We start from the raw sequence: 19,400 nt of genomic DNA, 5'->3' as shown, positions 1-19,400 counted from the left end.
GTTAAGGATTTAAACGTGTCAAATGCTACAAAATTCGGCAAAGTTGCCGTGTTGTTTGGTGGGAAATCGGCTGAGCGTGCTGTGTCTTTGGATAGTGGTCAGGCAGTTTTGGACGCTTTGTTACGTTCAGGTGTTCAGGCTGAAGCATTTGATCCACAAGACCGCAGTGTGACTGAACTTGTAAATTATGATCGTGCATTTATTGTATTGCATGGTCGCGGCGGTGAAGATGGCCAAATTCAAGGTGTGCTTGAATGGTTAAATCTGCCTTATACAGGAACAGGCGTGCAAGGTTCTGCTATTGGCATGGATAAAGTTAAAACCAAGCAAATCTGGCAAGGTAGCGATTTACCTACAGCGCCATATCGCATTATTACTAAAGAAACAGATTTAGATGCGGTGATTGCTGATTTAGGCTTACCTGTCATTATCAAACCTGTACATGAAGGCTCGAGTGTCGGCATGAGTAAGGTTGAGAAAGCAGAAGACTTTGCTGCTGCAATTGAAAAGGCGACTCAGCACGATGCTGTGGTGATGGCAGAAAAATGGATCACTGGTCGTGAATTCACAATTTCATTCCTCAATGGACAGCCTTTGCCGGTTATTCGTTTGCAACCACCAGCAGATGTTGCTTTCTATGACTATGAAGCGAAATATCAACGTAACGATGTAGAGTATGGTATCCCTTGTGGTCTGAGTGAGGCTGAAGAGAAAAACCTACAAGCATTGTGTTTACGTGCTTTTCAGGCTGTGGGTGCAGAAGGCTGGGGCCGTATTGATGCGATGCAGGATGAGCAAGGCAATTTCTGGCTTTTAGAAGTAAACACTGTTCCAGGTATGACCAGCCACTCTTTAGTTCCAAAAGCTGCTAAAGCTGTTGGTTATAGCTTTGATGAATTGTGTGTTGCGATTCTTGAGCAAACATTGGAAGGTACGGCTTAAATATGGCACAACTTCCGGCTTCCATGCGCCGTAAACGTGCGGCCATCACCTCTATTCATGATAAACCGCCTACGCGTAAGCAGAAGCTTGCGAATGCTGGTGGATGGGTGCTGTTGGTTATTGCTTTTGTAGTGCTGGCAGTCGGAATTTATGGGTTATATAAAGTTATTACAGATGCAACAGTTGCAAAACTAGAAGTTGTAGGTTCAGCATCTTCTGTTGAAACCCAACAAGTGATGCAACATGTTGCTCCAATTATAAAAGCGAATTATTTCACATCTGATTTAGAACAGATTCGTGACAAAACATTAGAAATTTCATGGGTAGACCGAGTTGTTGTATCTCGTGCTTGGCCCAATGGTATTCGTGTTCGTGTCATGCCTCGACATGCTATCGCCCGTTGGGGAACAGGTCGCTTGTTAAGCGATGGAGGCGATGTATTTAGTGAGGCGGAGCCGACAATTCATTCTGAACTTCCGTTGCTTCATGGGCCGGTAAGTCAGTCAAAAATGATGATGCGACGCTATAATGAAATTAATCAATTATTCCATCCTGTTAATTTACGCTTAAAAGAGTTATATCTGACTGAGCGAATGACTTGGTTTATGCAATTTGATTCTGGTTTGCGTATTATTGTTGACCAAGATCAAACAATGAATAAGTTGCAACGTTTAAGTCATCTGGCACAATCTGACTTAAAACCGGTGTGGTCGAAAATCTCAGCCATTGATTTGCGATATCGTAATGGATTATCTATTCAATGGAAGAACGCAACACCACCTAAAATTGTGAATGGTCAGTTTGTTGTAACGAGTGATGACACAAGCATTGCAGGTGGAACAAAAGCAAAGCCATAATACGTGGCTTTAAAATAGGCAATTTGCCTGGTATTAAACAACAAAGAAATGGTATGAGTGATGAGTGAAGCTGTTCCCTCAGTTGTTGCGATTGACATTGGGACGCATAAAGTTTCAGTTTTGATTGGAAAAATTCATGCGCCGGATAACATTCAAGTTATCGGTATGGCAACTGCTCGCAATCGAGGCATGAATAAAGGAAAAATTGTAAGCCTCGATAAAGTCATTGCTGCGATTAAAAATGCTGTTGCTGAAGCGGAAAATATGGCCGAATGTCGCATTCATAGCGCATGGGTATCTATTCCGAGTACCGAGTTGCAAAGTTTTTATGCCTCTGGTCGCACACCAGTATCTAATCCAGCACATGTGATTACAACAAATGAAGTCGTGCGCGCGTTAGAATTGGCAAAAGCAAGTCATGTGACTTCTGATTACTATTTAGCAAGTGCAGTGCCATTAGGCTTTGAGTTGGGTGATTCTGCTGAATGGGTGCAGAATCCAATTAATATGACTGCCCATAGTATGACTGGACATTATCAGTTAATGATGATGCCTATAGCGACTATGCAAAACCTTGATCGTGCCATGAAAGGTGCAAATATCGGGGTTGAAAAAATGGTGGTGTCTTGTCTGGCAACCGCTGAGGCAAGCTTGCTTAAAGATGAAAAAGAGTATGGTGTTTGTCTGGTTGATATTGGCGCAGGCATTACCAATCTTGCTGTTTATCTAGATGGTCGTTTAGCTCTAGCACGTACATTGCAGCGCGGTGGTGAGCACGTTACACGTGATATTGCTGCTGTATTGCAAACCACGACAGAAGAAGCTGAACGAATTAAAATTCTGCATGGTTGTGTCGATTTAAGTGCTGTTAAGCCAGATCACATGATTCAGGTAGAAGGAATTGATGGCCCTCAAACGATTAGCCGAATTGAGTTGTCAGAAATTATTATTGCCCGTTATGAAGAGATCTTTAGCCAGATTCGCGATGAACTCGAACAAAGTGGTGCAATTCATGGTTTATACCATGGGGTAGTATTGACAGGGGATGCTTGTCAAATAGAAGGTATGGTGAGTTTAGCTCGTCGTATGTTGGGTGTATCTGCACATTTGGGTAATCCGCCGTTACAGGTTTATGCTGATGATCAACATCAAGCAGCCTTACGTCGTTCTATGTATGCAACAGCAGCTGGTTTGCTCATGTTTAGCCAAAGTGAGTTGCAAGATGCTGTTGAAGAGCCTGAAGAGGCAAATGACCGTTCGGTATGGGAACGAATGGTAAATGGCTGGAATGCGTTTAATAGCAAATTAAAAGCCATTTTTTAGGATGTATGTATTTATTGGTAGAATTGTTAGGAAGTTGTAAGAGAAAACCGCTGTACTTGACAAGGTTGGTATTGCACAGCATTCTTAAAATTAGTTATTTTTGAAAATCAAGGCAGTATACGGGCTGAAGTGACTGCCATAATGTATTAGGAACCCTAAAGGTCATGGCCTCATTTGAATTTATAGAAGATGAACTAAACGATGGCAACGGTCAAGCCCGTTTCACTGTATTTGGTGTAGGTGGTGGTGGCGGTAATGCCGTTCAACATATGGTGCAGTCTGATATTCAAGGTGTTAAATTCGTTTGTGCCAATACAGACAAACAAGCACTGGACTGTATGAATGCACCTTTCAAAATTCAGTTAGGCGAGCAAAGTACACGTGGTCTAGGTGCTGGTGCTAACCCTGAAGTAGGGCAAGTTGCAGCAGAAGAAAGCCGTGAAATCATCCGTCACCACCTTGAAGGTACGGATATGGTTTTCGTTACCGCTGGTATGGGTGGTGGTACGGGTACTGGTGCAGCGCCTGTTGTGGCTGAAGTTGCCAAAGAAATGGGCATTTTGACCGTTGGCGTAGTTACAACTCCATTTAACTTTGAAGGCCGTCGTCGTTTAAAGTCTGCTGAACGTGGTATTGAAGCACTTGAAGCACATGTTGACTCATTGATTATTATCCCTAACCAACGCTTATTAAGCGTATATGGCGATATTTCAATGAAAGATGCTTATAAAAAAGCTGATGATGTATTGTTAAACGCTGTACGTAGTATCTTTGACTTGGTTGTTAACCGTGGTCACATTAACCTTGACTTCGCCGATTTGAAAACTGCAATGAGTACTCGCGGTTACGCAATGATGGGTGCTGGTTTAGGTCGTGGTGAAGATCGTGCGCGTCAAGCTGCTGAACAAGCGATCCGTAGTCCATTACTTGATAACGTAAATATTATTAATGCCAAAGGCGTGTTAATTAATATTACGGGTGGTGATGATATTACGCTACGTGAGACTGAAATCATTACTGACGTTGTGAACCAGATTGTTGACCTTGATGAAGGTGAAATCTTCTACGGTACAGTATTTGATCCAGATGCACGTGATGAATTACGTGTAACAGTGATTGCAACTGGTTTAACTCGTAATGCAGCAGACGCTGAACCAAGAAAACGTAATACGGTAAGCCATGCATCGTCTCAATCAGCTCAATCTGTTGATGAAGATGACGTTCCTGCAATTAATAAGCGTCAAAACGCCGATAATGAAGTCAGTAGCACAGCAAGTTCTACTCCGCGTTCTTCTCCAATGAGTATTCAAGATTACTTGAAAAATCAGCAACGTAAGTAAATTATCGTTAGATTGAATGAAGGGCAGTGTTTAAACACTGCCTTTTTTTATTTTTGATCAATGACTAAATATGCTAACGTATAGCGGTTTTAAAAAAGAAGTTACAAAGCATGGTGAAACAGCGTACTCTCAATCGTGTGGTAAAAGCGAGTGGAATAGGTCTTCATAGCGGTCAAAAAGTGATGATCAATTTCATTCCACATACCGTGGATGGAGGTATTGTATTTCGCCGTATCGATTTGGATCCGCCAGTCGATATCCCTGCTAATGCATTGCTCATTCAAGAAGCTTTTATGTGCTCCAACTTGGTAACTGGAGATATAAAAGTAGGAACAATTGAGCATGTAATGAGTGCGATTGCAGGTTTAGGAATTGATAACCTGATTGTTGAGGTATCTGCTTCTGAAGTTCCAATTATGGATGGTAGTGCCGGTCCATTTATTTACCTCTTAATGCAAGGTGGATTGCGTGAACTGGATGCGCCGAAAAAATTCATAAGAATATTAAAACCAGTTGAAGCACTCATCGATGATAAGAAAGCAATTTTTAGCCCTCACAATGGTTTTCAATTAAATTTCACGATTGATTTTGACCATCCGGCATTTGCTAAAGAATATCAATCTGCGACTATCGATTTTTCGACCGAAACTTTTGTTTATGAAGTCAGTGAGGCACGTACTTTTGGTTTCATGAAAGATCTGGATTACCTGAAGGCAAATAATTTAGCACTAGGCGCAAGTTTAGATAATGCAATTGGTGTAGATGATACAGGGGTCGTCAACGAAGAAGGTTTACGTTTCGCTGATGAATTTGTTAGACATAAGATTTTAGATGCAGTAGGTGATTTGTATTTGCTTGGTCATCAAATTATTGCCAAGTTTGATGGCTATAAATCAGGACATGCTTTAAATAATCAGTTGTTACGCAATGTTCAAAGTGATCCGAGTAATTATGAAATTGTAACATTTGATGACGAGAGTCAATGTCCAATTCCATATGTGAGCGTGACATAAGTCCTTGTCTTTACTTGGCTATGTTATAATGTAACATTAAAAAGTGTGATTATAATCACATAATAATAATGATTCTAATTAAGAAATAGAAAGCTCGTCATTTTTTATTGCTTGCCAAACGTAGTAAAGCTTGGCTAAGCTTAGGGTCGCTCACGAAGTCGGCTGCACTACGTAACATTTCTTGTGTTTCCGGGGGAATGGGTTTAGATGGCTCAGATGAGGGTACATTTGGAATATTTTTATTTCTCAATCGGACCTGAATTCGTTGTAAGTCTTTTAACCCTTCAAGCTGAGATAATTTAGATACATATTGGTTCTGTAAATAGCTGAGTTGACTAATCATCGCTTGATTTTCACCAGTAATGATTAAAGAGCCATTTTGATAACACACGACCTGCCATTGTTCCGGTTGGGGCAATAAGGGTTGGATAATTTTCGTAAGTCTTTGCCATTGCGCGACTTGCGTTGTTAGAAACGTAAGGTTTCCTGTTTTTATGTGTTTTCCGGTTTGTTGAAAAACGTTATCGGGTTTAGACATGGTCATTCTCGGATGGATTCTTGTCTTAATCTTAAGCGTTCATTTCAATCGATATCAAGGAAGAGATCATAAGGAACTTGAGTAAGAACAGTTTCAAGAGGTTTTTATGCACACGCGTCGTATTTTATTAGCGTTTTCACTTGCCGCTTCGGCAGCATCGGTTGCTTTTGCAGATTATCAAACAATTAACCAATCTACTGACTCAGATCGATTGGAACAGCTATCAAAAACATTATCTCAAGGTTCATATACTCATCCTGACGATTTAGATCTTCCGGCGAGTGCGAAAGTTTCAGTGACCTTACGCCAAAAAACAGTTGAACTCAACAATGAGTCGCTTGCAAAGAAGTACGGTAATGCGACCGCAAAGAATTCTTTTAATGCCTCTTCTTCAAATTCTTACTCTTGGTTAGTTTCTCACCCTCTTCCTGATACTGTACGAGTTTCTTCAAACTTTGGTGGCCGCACTATGGGTGGCCGTGCAGAACATCATGGCGGATTAGATATGGCTGCTCCGAGTGGCACGCCAATCTATGCTACAGGCCCAGGTATTGTAACTAAATCTGGCTGGGGCACTGGCTATGGTCAATATGTTGAAATTAACCACGGCAATGGTTATTTAACGCGTTATGCTCATGCTTCACGTCTAATGGTACGTGTAGGCGACCAAGTCTCTGCCGGTGAACATATTGCTAATGTAGGGTGTACAGGTCGCTGTACTGGTCCACATTTGCATTATGAAGTAGTAAAAGACGGTCAACGTAAGAACCCAACTACTTACTTAGCGATGCTTCCATAAAAGCATAGTTAAAAAGGTAAGGTTATTAAATTTATGAATCTAAAACTAAGCTAAACCTTTTTTAACGCAAAGATTGTATAAAAAAACGCCATTATTGGCGTTTTTTTGTTATTTTGTTTACTGCTCGGTCAATGACTATTCATTCAGAAAATAATAGGGCCCCCTCACATTCACCCGAGGCAATAACTTGAAAGGGGTAAAACGTGGTAAAAATACAAAGTAGATTAGAGAACAAGGAACAGGTGAATTATGGCGTTTTACGGTGACTCCGACGCACAAGAAACCCAAGAATGGCAAGATGCATTCGATTCAGTTTTACAACATATGGGAACTGAACGAGCGGCATTCTTGTTGGAAAAACTTTACCAACAAGCAATTGCTAAGCATGTTCCAATTCAACGTCTCAATACACCTTACTTAAATACAATTTCTGTTGAAGAACAACCTGCAATGCCAGGCGACCAAGATATGGAACGCCGTATTCGTGCATTGATTCGTTGGAATGCCTTAGCAATGGTACTTCGCGCGAATAAAACAGGTGATGATTTAGGTGGACACTTGGCGAGCTTCGCATCAAGTGCAACATTATATGACGTAGGTTTTAACCATTTCTTCCGCGCAAACAGCAATAGCTTTGGCGGAGATATGATTTATTACCAAGGGCACTGTGCTCCTGGTATTTATGCACGTTCATTCCTTGAAGGACGTTTAACTGAAGAACAGTTAAGTAATTTCCGCCGTGAAGTTGGCGGTAACGGTTTACCAAGCTATCCGCATCCATATTTAATGCCTGACTATTGGCAATTCCCAACTGTATCAATGGGTCTTGGTCCAATCATGTCGATTTATCAAGCACATATTCAAAAATATTTGATGAACCGTGGCTTGATCAAAGAAGAAGATCGTAAAGTTTGGGCTTATCTTGGCGATGGTGAGATGGATGAGCCAGAAAGTACTGGTGCTATTTCACTTGCTGGTCGTGAAAAGCTTGATAACCTTATCTGGGTTGTTAACTGTAACTTACAGCGTCTAGATGGTCCTGTACGTGGTAACGGTAAAATCATTCAAGAGTTAGAATCTTTATTCCGTGGTGCAGGCTGGCGCGTAATTAAAGTGGTATGGGGCCGTCATTGGGACCCACTTCTTGCAAAAGACACCTCAGGCGCTTTGAAAGCGGTAATGGAAGAGACAGTTGATGGTGAATACCAACGCTATCAAGTGAAAGGTGGTGCATACACGCGTGAAAAATTCTTTGGTAAGTACCCAGAAGCTGCGGAACTTGTAAAAGATTTAAGCGATGAAGATATCGATAATCTTAACCGTGGTGGTCATGACCCTTACAAAGTGTTTGCTGCCTATGCAGAAGCAATGAAAGCTAAAGGTCAACCAACAGTTATTCTTGCGAAAACTGTTAAAGGTTACGGTTTGTCTGAAGAAATTGAAGCGGTGAACAAAACTCACCAAATCAAAAAAATGCAGATCGATTCATTAAAATATGTACGTGATCGTTTTAACCTGCCATTTACAGACGATAAGTTAGAAGAGCTTCCATTCTATCGCCCAAGTGAAAACTCTCCAGAAATGAAGTACATGAAGGCGCGTCGTGAAGCGTTAGGTGGTTACCTACCTGCACGTCGTAAAGAGAGTGAAATTTTAGCGATTCCTGAATTATCTGTATTTGATGCTGTATTAAATGGTTCAGGTGGTAAAGAACAATCTACCACTATGGTGATGGTTCGTTTAATTGCTTCTTTACTCAAAGAAAAAGCGATTAAAGACCGCGTAGTACCAATCGTTCCAGATGAAGCACGTACTTTTGGTCTAGAAGGTATGTTCCGTCAGCTTGGTATTTATGCTGCTCACGGTCAAAAATATACTCCAGAAGACCAAGAACAGTTAATGCATTACCGTGAAGCAAGTGATGGTCACATGCTTCAAGAAGGGATTAACGAAGCTGGTGCGATGAGTGCATGGGCTGCGTTGGCAACAAGTTATTCAACGAATAACTTGCCAATGATTCCAATGTATATGTACTACTCAATGTTTGGTTTCCAACGTATTGGTGACATTGCATGGGCAGCAGGTGATGCGCAAGCTCAAGGTTTCTTGTTGGGTGCAACTGCTGGTCGTACAACGTTGAACGGTGAAGGTCTACAGCACCAAGATGGTCATTCACATATCTTGGCGAACACTATTCCAAACTGTGTATCTTATGATCCATGTTTTGGTTATGAGTTAGCTGTAATCGTGCATGACGGTTTAAAACGTATGTATGTGAACCAAGAGCGTGTGTTCTACTACTTAACTGTAATGAATGAAAACTACGAGCATCCTGCAATGCCTGAAGGCGCTGAGGAAGGCATTAAACGTGGTATGTACTTGTTCGAAAAAGATGAAAAAGCAACTGTCCAATTACTTGGTTCAGGTGTAATTCTTCGTGAAGTAATCAAAGCTGCGAAAATCTTACGTGATGAATACCAAATCCATTCAAACGTTTGGAGCGTAACAAGCTTCAATGAGTTGTCACGTGATGGTATGGCATGTGAAGAATACAACCGTTTACACCCACTTTCTGAAGAAGTGAAAGAGTCTTGGGTATCTAAACAGTTACGTGGCACAGAAGGTATCGTTGTTTCAGCAACAGACCATATGCGTGCTTACAGCGAACAAATCCGTGCGTATCTTCCAGATGGTCGCCCATTTGTTGCATTAGGTACAGATGGATACGGTCGTTCAGATACACGTGCTAATTTACGTAGTTTCTTTGGTGTTGATGCTGCACATATCGTTGTTGCTACTTTGAAAAAATTAGCTGACGAAGGTGAAGTGGACGCACGTTTAGTTAAAGACGCAATTTCTAACTTTGAGTTAGATACTGACCGTCCAGTGGCATGGGCTCCTCAAGCGCATCCAGAAGTTCAGGCAGTTGCTGAATATAATGAAACGCAAACAGGTGAGGGGAACTAAGCATGCAAATTAAGACCCCTGATATTGGTGTAGATAAAGCAGTTGTTGCTGAAATTTTAGTAAAAGTTGGCGACAGCATTGCAGAAAATGACAGCCTTGTTTTGCTTGAGTCAGATAAAGCCTCTGTTGAAGTGCCTAGCACTTCAGCAGGTGTGGTAAAAAGCATCTTAATCAAAGAAGGTGATAGCGTAGCTGAAGGTACGGTATTGCTTGAACTTGAAGCTGAGGGTGCTGCACCAGCAGCTCAAGCAGAAGAAGCTCCAAAAGCTGCACCAGCAGCTGAACAAACAGCAGCACCGGCAGCGGCTCAACAGCCTTCAACTGCTGCTCAACCAGCAACGGCAACCACTAGCCAAGTGGTTGAAGTTCAAGTTCCCGATATTGGTGTTGAAAAAGCACTAGTTGGTGAAATTTTAGTAAAAGTTGGCGAACAGATTGATGTTGAACAAAGCATCGTTGTGGTTGAGTCTGACAAAGCAACTGTAGAAGTACCAAGCAGTGTTGCAGGTACTGTAGAAAGCATTCAAGTTAAAGAAGGCGATACAGTTAAAGAAGGTGTTGTGCTCATTAAAGTAAAAACAACATCTGCATCAAGTGCGCAAGCAGAAGCTCCTGCTTCTACAACAGCAGCTCCGGCGGCAGCACCTGCACCAACTCAGCAAGAAACTGTAGCATCGACTGCTACTCAATCTGGACCAGTTGACATTAACGTTCCTGATTTGGGTGTAGATAAAGCAGTTGTTGCTGAAATCTTGGTTCAGGTTGGTGACAAAGTTGATGTAGACCAAAGCCTTGTTGTTGTTGAGTCAGATAAAGCAACTGTGGAAGTTCCAAGTACTGTTGCTGGTGTTGTGAAAGCAATTCACTTGCAAGCAGGCCAACAAGTTTCACAAGGTGTATTGCTGGCAACAATTGAAGCTGAAGGCCAAGCACCTGCTGCTGCACCAGCGGCGAAAGCAGAATCAGCTCCAGCTCCACAGGCAGCAGCACCTAAAGCGGCAACGCCTGCTCCGACTCAAGCAGTATCTGCTCCTGTTTCTTCTGGTAATGATAAATTAACCAAAGAACAAGAAGCCGAAAACGCTAAAGTTTATGCAGGACCAGCTGTGCGTAAGCTTGCTCGTGAACTTGGTGTAGTTTTATCTCAAGTTAAAACTTCTGGTGAACATGGCCGTGTTGTTAAAGAAGATATCTTTGCGTATGTGAAGACTCGTTTAACTGCCCCGCAAGCGGCACCAGTTGCTTCGGCGGCACCAGCGGTTTCGGGTTTGCCAAAGCTTCCTGACTTCACTGCGTTTGGTGGCGTAGAAGAAAAAGTACTGACACGTTTGCAGCAAGTATCAATTCCGCAATTGTCGTTGAACAACTTTATTCCGCAAGTCACTCAATTTGATTTAGCTGACATTACTGAGTTGGAAGATTGGCGTAATGAGTTAAAAGGTAACTTCAAAAAAGAAGGTATCAGCCTGACGATTATGGCATTCATTATCAAAGCGGTTGCGTACTTGTTAAAAGAAGAGCGTGAGTTTGCAGGTCATCTATCTGATGACGGTAAATCAGTGCTCTTGCGCAATGAAATCCATATGGGAATTGCGGTAGCAACACCTGATGGTTTAACTGTGCCAGTACTTCGTAACCCAGACCAAAAATCAATTAAGCAAATTGCAGTTGAATTGGGTGTGTTGGGTCAAAAAGCACGTGATAAGAAATTAACACCAAAAGACTTACAAGGTGCGAATTTCACCATTTCAAGTTTGGGCGCAATTGGTGGTACAGCATTTACACCACTAGTGAACTGGCCGCAAGTTGCAATTTTGGGTATTTCACCTGCAACGATGCAGCCTGTTTGGAATGGTAAGGACTTTGATCCACGCTTGATGTTGCCATTGTCATTATCTTATGACCACCGTGTAATTAATGGTGCAGATGCGGCTCGCTTTACTAATAAGCTTACGAAACTTCTTAAAGATATTCGTACTTTATTAATCTAATATTTTTAAATGAATCATTAAAACCTCGCTTCGGCGGGGTTTTATTTTGATATTTAATTTAATTGGTTTTAAGTTAATCTAAAGACGAAAAATGAAGTGTCGAGAGAGGAGAAATTTCTCGTTAGTCGGTAAAGGAGAAAGAATAAATGGTAGGATTTTTAAAAATCATGGTGCCGATTCTATTAATTGTATTTTTATTAATGGGATTGTGGGTGAGTGTTTTACACTTTCCTTGGGAATGGATGACCTACGTTACAATGGGCTTGGAAGTATTTGTAGCAATGCTTATTTTGCCATTTGAATTTCAGTCTCAGCACGTAACTGGCATTAATCATTTTGGATTTATTAACTTAAGTATTTGTTTAGCTTTACTATTGGGTCTAGGACGATTATTGGTTTGGGCGTGGATAAAATTTTTTGCCTGAATGTTTGAAAAATAGAACTACTCGAATATAATAAACGCATACTTCATTGGGGAGTAGCCGCTATTCATTTCTAAATGAATAGGTGATGATCAACATAATTGTTCAACAGAACATGGTCATCATAGCTTAAACGTCTCATCGTTTCCGAGTTGGCAAGACCTTTGATTTACCACTCTGCAGATATTTGGCTAGCAGGAGGGGTAGGTCATAGGCATTTATGCTAGCCAGAGAAACGACATGCAAGAATTTCTGATTTCTACTTCAATTGTTGCCCTCGCTGAAATGGGCGATAAAACCCAATTATTGGCCCTTTTACTGTCTGCACGTTTCCGTAAGCCAATCCCTATTCTTATTGCGATTCTTTTAGCTACTCTAATTAATCATGGTATTTCTGCTGTACTTGGACAGTGGATTACAACCGTGCTGAGCCCCGAAATTTTAGTCTGGGTCCTTGCCGCTGGCTTCATTGGTATGGCGTTCTGGATGCTTATTCCAGATAAGCTCGATGATGAAACAGATAGTATTAATAAATGGCAAAAATTTGGTGTTTTTGGTGCAACCTTTATCTTGTTTTTCTTAGCAGAAATTGGTGATAAGACTCAAATTGCAACAGTGGCTTTAGCGGCACGTTATGACAGCATTTTCTGGGTTATGCTTGGTACAACAATAGGTATGATGATTGCCAATGCACCCGCTGTATTTATTGGTAATAAACTGGCTGAACGTTTACCCATCTCGCTCATTCATAAAATTGGTGCCGCTATTTTCTTAATTGTAGGTATCTCTACTTTAATACAGTATTACTTCTTCTAAGGCATTTAAAGCTGCTATAAAAAACGCACTCGAATAGAGTGCGTTTTTTTATAGGTAATTTTAATAGTTAAATTTCATAGTAAAGTTAATTTGACGTGGATTACCTAAAGTCACCAAATTTTCATTTAAGGCACCTGTATAATAATCTTTATCGAATAGATTACGGATCGCAAGTTGAGCACCCCAATGTCCTGCATCATAGCCAGCTTCTGTATCAAATACGGTATAGCCTGGAATATGGACATCTAACTTATCCATAGTTTTATAGGTTTCACCTCGGAATCCACCGCCGACATACCAACCAAGTTTTGAGGCAGGGTCAAATTTATAACGAGCCGACAGGCTGTAAGCATGCTCAGGAATATTGTCGAGTGCTTTTCCTACATTGCTCGCGTTTGCATCTTTACTAATTTCAGCATCAATTGTGTAGGTATAGGCAGCTGTTAATTTTAAACCTTCTAAAATTTCTGCGCTTAGCTCAGTTTCAATACCGCGAGTTAACTGTTCGCCACGTTGTACTTTATAGCCACTATTCGCAGTATCAGTGACTAAAACATTTTGACGTTTTAAATCGTACCAAGCGATAGCACCTTGAACTCGTTGATCTGGGCTTTGTAATTTCATTCCGACTTCAACCTGTTTCCCTTCTTCAGGTTTGAACGGATTATTATTTACATCAGTACCGCTATTTGGGGTAAATGAAGTGGCATAGCTGACATAAGGAGCCACAATGTCATTAAGGGTATACATGACAGAGGCACTGCCCGTAAATGCATTGTCTGATTGTTTACTTGTACTGCCAGTCACCAAACTTGTGGTTTGAGTTTGTGCCCAGTCTTGACGACCAGATAAGCTTAAAAGTAATTGGTCATTAAGCTGAATGCGGTCACGTAAATAAAGCCCTAAATATTTGAGACGATTGATATCACGAACATTTTGAGTCAATTTTACATTTTGACCGTAAACGGGGTTATAGATATTTAAATCGCCAATATCGTATTTATCATTGGTGTAGTCACTTTTTTCCTGAAAAGCATCTACCCCAATATTAAGGTCGTGTTGCATGCCATATAAATCAAACTGTTTATTGAAACGGTTATCGATGGCAAAGCTTAAATTATCAATAATTTGGTGGCGGCTATTATTTTTACGGCTAATGGTTGTGTAGTCGATTTCACCTTGTTTGTTTTTTGCCCAAAAGTTGTTACCCGTGCGAGCAAAGACAGCGGTACCATCCATTTCAGTTTTTTGTACGGCAAAGTTCTGATTAAAGTTCCAACCGTTATCAAAAGCGTATTTAAAGGTATAACCTGTACGGTAAACATCGGCCTCATATTTACCAAAATTAGGATCGCCAATATATAAACTTCGGTCTATAGCGCCGTTAGGGTTATCTTTTAATGTACCAATGACAGGTAACCCTTGTTGACGGATGTATTCGCGATGCTGATAGCTTGCGATGACAGATAGATCAGTGTTATCCCCTAATTCAAAGTTATAAGAGGGAGAGATGTAGTAATTTTTAAAATACACATAATCTGTTGGGTCATCTTGGTCAGAGATACGACCATTTAAACGGAAAGCACCTTTTTCACTATTATTAGGACTATAGTTTAAATCGAACGTTCCTTCTTTAAGGTTGTAGCTGCCATAAGTCATAGTGGCCCGAGCAAAGCTTTCAGCTTGAGGGCGTTTAGTCACTAAGTTGACCATACCTCCTGGAGCAACCAAACCAAAATTAATAGAGGCAGGCCCTTTTAAAACTTGTACCTGATCCATGCCTGATAACTCAGTAGCAACATACGTATTTTGGCCTACTCTTAAACCATCTACATAAACTGAATCAGAAGAAGTTTGTCCTCGAATAATGAAATCATCCCAACCACGACGACCAAGTTTCCCAGCTCCAACACCTGCAACGCCTTCAAGGGCATCTGCTAAAGTTTTTGCTTGTTTTTGGTCAAGTTGCTCGCGGGTTACTACCGAAACCGACTGAGCAGTTTTAAATAAGGGTGCATCTGATTTTAAGGCAGAGTTTGCTTTCGTTGCGACATAAGGTGAAGTGCTTTCTTTTTGCGCTTTAACAGAAATCGTGGGGAGAACACTGGTCGAATTTTGTTGTTCTGTTATTTCTTCAGCGTGACTTGCTGTCATCGAAGTAAAAATAGCAACTGCTAACAATGTTTTTGATGTTGAAAAACGGAAGGGTTGATTCATGGGAGGCCTAAGCAGCACAAAAAGTAAATTTGATAATGAGAATTATTTTAATTTATTGTGGGGTAATTTTAAATAACATTATGATTCATTTATAAAATAAGAAAAGCAAAATCAATTTTAAAATATTATTAGAAAAATAAAGTAGTTTATTGCAAGAGTTACTGAATCCCTTTATTTTAGTATGGATATAAAAATATCTAATATTTAAAGTTTTTTTGGGGAATTGTATGGGGTTTGAAAAAACAACATCGCAGATATTATTTGATAATGGCGTACATAAATGTATTAGTTTTACCAGCTTGGTTAAAGGGGAAGGCATCCAAGCCAATCAATTTTTAATTATTGACCATGAACGTGCTGCTGTAATTGATCCGGGTGGCGATTTGACCTACGTTCCATTAACGATGGAATTAAATAAATATACACGTTTGAAAAATCTAGACTATGTGATGGCCTCGCATCAAGATCCGGACATTATTACTTCAATGCCACGCTGGCTGGTTTATACCGATGCTAAAGTCGTTGCATCAAAATTATGGGCACGTTTTTTACCACACCTAAATTCCTCATTTATGAGTGAGCGAATGAAAGGGAATTGGGAAGACCGTCTTATTGAGCTGCCAGATCGTGGTCAAGTGATTCAATTAGGTGAATCAAAGCTTGTGGTAGTTCCCGCTCACTTCTTACATTCGGTGGGTAATTTTCAGTTTTATGATCCAGTTGCTAAGATTCTGTTTTCTGGCGATATGGGTACCTCGATTGTTGAAGATGCTAATCAGCCTTTAAAAGATTTCGATACGCACGTCATGAAAATGAAGGCTTTTCACCAACGCTATATGTGTTCCAATAAAGTTATCCGTTTGTGGGTAAACATGGTGCGCCAGATGGATATTGAAATGATTGTGCCTCAGCATGGTAGTCCATTTATGGGTAAAGAAATGGTCAATCAGTTTTTAGACTGGATTGAGACCTTGCCATGCGGCGTAGATTTAATGAATGAGCAAATTTTTAGTTGTCCTACCTAAATATTATGTCTAATGATCAACCCAGATAAAATTCTGGGTTGCAAAAACCTCGATTAAAAAATAACGTTAAAACTATAATAAGTGGGAATTATTTGGAGAAGCTCTATATCTATTGCTGAAAAAGGCAAAGATAATATGAAAATTGCATTGAAATTTGTTTATAATAGCTCACGGAATTTACCAGTGAGATTGTTATGCTGACCATCGTTCAAGAAGCGCTAACCTTCGATGATGTCTTATTACTTCCTGCCTACTCTACTGTTCTCCCAAAAGATGTCTCTTTAAAGACACGTTTAACTCGCGGCATTCATTTAAATATTCCATTAGTTTCAGCTGCAATGGATACAGTGACTGAGTCACGTATGGCGATTGCTATGTCACAAAATGGTGGTATCGGGATTTTGCACAAAAACATGGATATTGCTGCTCAAGCTGCAGAAGTACGCCGTGTGAAAAAATTCGAAGCGGGTATGGTGAAAGATCCAATCACTGTAACGCCTGAAACTACAGTACGTGAACTGATTGCAATTACCAGCGCTAATAACATTAGCGGTGTACCTGTTGTTAAAGACGGCAAGGTTGTTGGTATTGTGACAGGCCGTGATACGCGTTTTGAAACCAATTTAGAACAACCTGTTAGCAACATCATGACAGGCCAAGATCGTTTAGTAACTGTACGTGAAGGCGAGTCTAAAGAAAATATTCAAGCATTATTGCAAAAACACCGTATTGAAAAAGTCTTGGTCGTTGGTGAGAGCAACGAACTTAAAGGCTTAATTACAGTAACGGACTTCCGCAAAGCTGAGAGCTATCCAAACAGTTGTAAAGATGATCTTGGTCGTTTACGTGTGGGTGCTGCGGTAGGTACAGGTGCTGATACACCAAGTCGTGTGGAAGCATTGGTTGAAGCCGGTGTTGACGTAATTGTTGTTGATACAGCACATGGTCACTCTGCTGGTGTAATTGAACGTGTACGTTGGGTGAAACAAAACTTCCCTCAAGTACAAGTGATTGGTGGCAACATCGCAACTGGTGATGCTGCATTAGCATTATTAGATGCAGGTGCAGATGCTGTAAAAGTAGGTATTGGCCCTGGTTCTATCTGTACAACACGTATTGTGGCAGGTATTGGTATGCCACAAATTTCTGCGATTGACAGCGTTGCTAGCGCACTAAAAGATCAAATTCCTTTAATTGCAGATGGTGGTATCCGCTTCTCTGGTGATATGGCAAAAGCGATCGGTGCGGGTGCAAGTACGATCATGGTTGGTTCATTACTTGCAGGTACTGAAGAAGCGCCGGGCGAAGTTGAGTTTTTCCAAGGTCGTTACTACAAAGCATATCGTGGTATGGGTTCATTAGGTGCAATGGCGGGAGCAACTGGTTCTGCTGACCGTTATTTCCAAGATTCAAAAGCAGGTGCTGAGAAGTTAGTACCAGAAGGAATCGAAGGCCGTGTTCCTTATAAAGGCCCAATGGGTAACATCGTTCATCAAATGATGGGTGGTTTACGTTCTTCGATGGGTTATACAGGTTCAGCTGTGATTGAAGATCTTCGCCAAAATGCGAAATTTGTGAAAATTACTTCAGCAGGCATGTCTGAGTCACATGTTCATGATGTAACGATTACTAAAGAAGCTCCGAACTATCGTGTTGGTTAGATTTTCGTAACCAAAACAATGAAGAAAGCCGTCATTACACTGACGGCTTTTTGTTTTTGGTGTAAAGTGAATCTGACGAAAAGAGATATGGCGGAATTGCCATATATGCAGTAAGCCACGGCTGAAGTGGCGTAAAAATGAGATAAGCTATGAGTTATTTTGGAACGGATGGTATTCGTGGAAAATTTGGGCAAATGCCTATTACTCCAGAGTTTGCTTTAAAACTCGGTTTTGCTGCAGGGAAGGTATTAAAACGAACGAGTCCAAAAAATAAGCCACTTGTTGTATTAGGAAAAGACACTCGTTTATCTGGTTATATTTTAGAGTCTGCTTTGCAGGCGGGGTTAAACGCTGCTGGCGTATATGTTCATTTGCTTGGCCCATTACCAACCCCAGCAATTGCGCACCTTACTCGTGCTTTACATGCGCATGCAGGTATCGTGATTTCTGCATCACATAACCCATATTTTGATAATGGTATTAAATTTTTCTCAAGCGAAGGTAAAAAACTACCAGATGCGCTACAAGAAGAAATTAACCTCGAATTAGAAAAAGATTTATATATTGATGACACAGCAAACTTAGGTAAAAGTGTTCGTGTAAAAGATGCAAATGGTCGTTACATTGAATTCTGTAAATCTACTTTTCCTTACCATTTTGATTTAAGTAATTTAACAATTGTGGTGGATTGTGCTCATGGTGCAGCGTATAGCGTTGGTCCTTCGGTTTTCCGTGAGTTAGGTGCAAAAGTTGTTGCTTTATATAATGAGCCGGATGGTTTAAATATTAATGAAGGTTGTGGTTCAACACATCCTGAGAACCTACAAAAAGCTGTAGTTGAGCACGAAGCAGATTTAGGGATTGCCTTTGATGGTGATGCTGACCGTGTCGTGATGGTCGATAAGTTTGGTAACTTGATTGATGGCGATCATATTTTATATATCTTGGCGACTCAGGCTCAGAAAAAACCAGCAGGCGTTGTTGGTACTGTCATGAGTAACATGGCACTCGAAATTGCACTTGAAAAAGCGAATGTTGGTTTTGTTCGTGCTAAGGTTGGCGACCGATATGTATTACAAGCTTTAGAAGAAAATGGTTGGGTTACTGGTGGGGAACCATCTGGTCATATTCTAACTTTAGACAAGAGTACGACAGGTGATGCGATTATTGCAGCACTTCAAGTTTTAACCGTGATGGTCGAGCAAAATAAAGCTCTTCATGAGTTGGTTCAAGACTTTAAATTATTCCCGCAAATTCTTGTGAATGTACGTTTAGAACAAATGCTTGATCCGTATTCTATTCCTACATTGGTTGCCGAGTTTGATAAAGCAGAAGCACAGCTCAAAGGACATGGACGAATCTTAATTCGTAAGTCAGGAACAGAGCCTGTAATTCGTGTTATGGTCGAAGGTGATGATGAGCAAGAAGTGAATGCTTTAGCTCAGCATTTAGCAGATTCAGTTCGTTCACAAGCACAAGTCGCATAAGG

The 19,400-nt window shown here is 40.7% G+C and carries 15 protein-coding genes and 1 riboswitch; of the genes, 13 read left to right on the top strand and 2 right to left on the bottom strand.

Features of this window, described 5'->3' with window-relative positions; genetic code table 11:
- Nucleotides 1-15 precede the first annotated feature (15 nt).
- The 5 genes from MKL51_RS04565 to lpxC all read left to right on the top strand — a co-directional run bounded on the left by MKL51_RS04565 (nt 16) and on the right by lpxC (nt 5,475).
- Nucleotides 16-942: a D-alanine--D-alanine ligase gene (locus tag MKL51_RS04565; RefSeq protein WP_005066802.1), complete on the top strand. Its 927-nt coding sequence runs from the start codon at nt 16-18 to the stop codon at nt 940-942.
- 2 nt (nt 943-944) lie between these two features.
- Nucleotides 945-1,799 carry a cell division protein FtsQ/DivIB gene (locus MKL51_RS04560; protein WP_017481813.1) on the top strand — a complete coding sequence of 285 codons (855 nt, stop codon included), beginning with the start codon at nt 945-947 and terminating at the stop codon, nt 1,797-1,799.
- Between the two features lie 60 nt (nt 1,800-1,859).
- A complete protein-coding gene (gene ftsA, locus MKL51_RS04555; protein WP_002122057.1) occupies nt 1,860-3,122 on the top strand; it encodes a cell division protein FtsA in 1,263 nt (420 codons plus the stop codon).
- A 164-nt stretch (nt 3,123-3,286) separates the two neighbouring features.
- A complete protein-coding gene (gene ftsZ, locus MKL51_RS04550) occupies nt 3,287-4,462 on the top strand; it encodes a cell division protein FtsZ (protein WP_002121912.1) in 1,176 nt (391 codons plus the stop codon).
- A 110-nt stretch (nt 4,463-4,572) separates the two neighbouring features.
- Nucleotides 4,573-5,475 carry a UDP-3-O-acyl-N-acetylglucosamine deacetylase gene (gene lpxC, locus MKL51_RS04545; RefSeq protein ID WP_002121967.1) on the top strand — a complete coding sequence of 301 codons (903 nt, stop codon included), beginning with the start codon at nt 4,573-4,575 and terminating at the stop codon, nt 5,473-5,475.
- Between the two features lie 97 nt (nt 5,476-5,572).
- Here lpxC and MKL51_RS04540 read toward each other — a convergent pair whose 3' ends face one another.
- Nucleotides 5,573-6,019 carry a DciA family protein gene (locus MKL51_RS04540; RefSeq protein WP_017387570.1) on the bottom strand — a complete coding sequence of 149 codons (447 nt, stop codon included), beginning with the start codon at nt 6,017-6,019 and terminating at the stop codon, nt 5,573-5,575.
- 100 nt (nt 6,020-6,119) lie between these two features.
- Between MKL51_RS04540 and MKL51_RS04535 the strand changes: the two genes are divergently transcribed.
- The 5 genes from MKL51_RS04535 (at nt 6,120) to MKL51_RS04515 (ending at nt 13,008) form a co-directional block, all read left to right on the top strand.
- Complete coding sequence (locus MKL51_RS04535; RefSeq protein ID WP_016142757.1) at nt 6,120-6,812, top strand: M23 family metallopeptidase; 693 nt, start codon at nt 6,120-6,122, stop codon at nt 6,810-6,812.
- Nucleotides 6,813-7,061: 249 nt separating this feature from the next.
- Nucleotides 7,062-9,779, top strand: a complete 2,718-nt coding sequence (gene aceE / locus MKL51_RS04530; RefSeq protein ID WP_014207931.1) for a pyruvate dehydrogenase (acetyl-transferring), homodimeric type — start codon at nt 7,062-7,064, stop codon at nt 9,777-9,779.
- A 2-nt stretch (nt 9,780-9,781) separates the two neighbouring features.
- Nucleotides 9,782-11,770: a 2-oxo acid dehydrogenase subunit E2 gene (locus tag MKL51_RS04525; protein WP_017481812.1), complete on the top strand. Its 1,989-nt coding sequence runs from the start codon at nt 9,782-9,784 to the stop codon at nt 11,768-11,770.
- Between the two features lie 146 nt (nt 11,771-11,916).
- A complete protein-coding gene (locus MKL51_RS04520; protein ID WP_005066815.1) occupies nt 11,917-12,195 on the top strand; it encodes a hypothetical protein in 279 nt (92 codons plus the stop codon).
- 36 nt (nt 12,196-12,231) lie between these two features.
- Nucleotides 12,232-12,417, top strand: a riboswitch (yybP-ykoY riboswitch).
- A 15-nt stretch (nt 12,418-12,432) separates the two neighbouring features.
- Nucleotides 12,433-13,008: a TMEM165/GDT1 family protein gene (locus tag MKL51_RS04515; protein ID WP_005066819.1), complete on the top strand. Its 576-nt coding sequence runs from the start codon at nt 12,433-12,435 to the stop codon at nt 13,006-13,008.
- Nucleotides 13,009-13,068: 60 nt separating this feature from the next.
- Here MKL51_RS04515 and MKL51_RS04510 read toward each other — a convergent pair whose 3' ends face one another.
- A complete protein-coding gene (locus MKL51_RS04510) occupies nt 13,069-15,225 on the bottom strand; it encodes a TonB-dependent siderophore receptor (protein WP_017481811.1) in 2,157 nt (718 codons plus the stop codon).
- A 227-nt stretch (nt 15,226-15,452) separates the two neighbouring features.
- Between MKL51_RS04510 and MKL51_RS04505 the strand changes: the two genes are divergently transcribed.
- From MKL51_RS04505 to glmM, 3 genes are all read left to right on the top strand, one after another.
- Complete coding sequence (locus MKL51_RS04505) at nt 15,453-16,250, top strand: MBL fold metallo-hydrolase (protein WP_270904182.1); 798 nt, start codon at nt 15,453-15,455, stop codon at nt 16,248-16,250.
- A gap of 194 nt (nt 16,251-16,444) precedes the next feature.
- A complete protein-coding gene (gene guaB / locus MKL51_RS04500; protein WP_002121951.1) occupies nt 16,445-17,911 on the top strand; it encodes an IMP dehydrogenase in 1,467 nt (488 codons plus the stop codon).
- Nucleotides 17,912-18,060: 149 nt separating this feature from the next.
- A complete protein-coding gene (glmM, locus tag MKL51_RS04495; protein WP_002121981.1) occupies nt 18,061-19,398 on the top strand; it encodes a phosphoglucosamine mutase in 1,338 nt (445 codons plus the stop codon).
- The last annotated feature ends 2 nt before the right edge of the window (nt 19,399-19,400 follow it).

It is taken from the genome of Acinetobacter sp. AOR18_HL, from assembly GCF_027855145.1.
GTDB lineage: Bacteria > Pseudomonadota > Gammaproteobacteria > Pseudomonadales > Moraxellaceae > Acinetobacter > Acinetobacter pittii.
The sequence above is the reverse complement of the archived record's forward strand: the minus strand, read 5'-3'. Positions and strand labels throughout refer to the sequence as shown.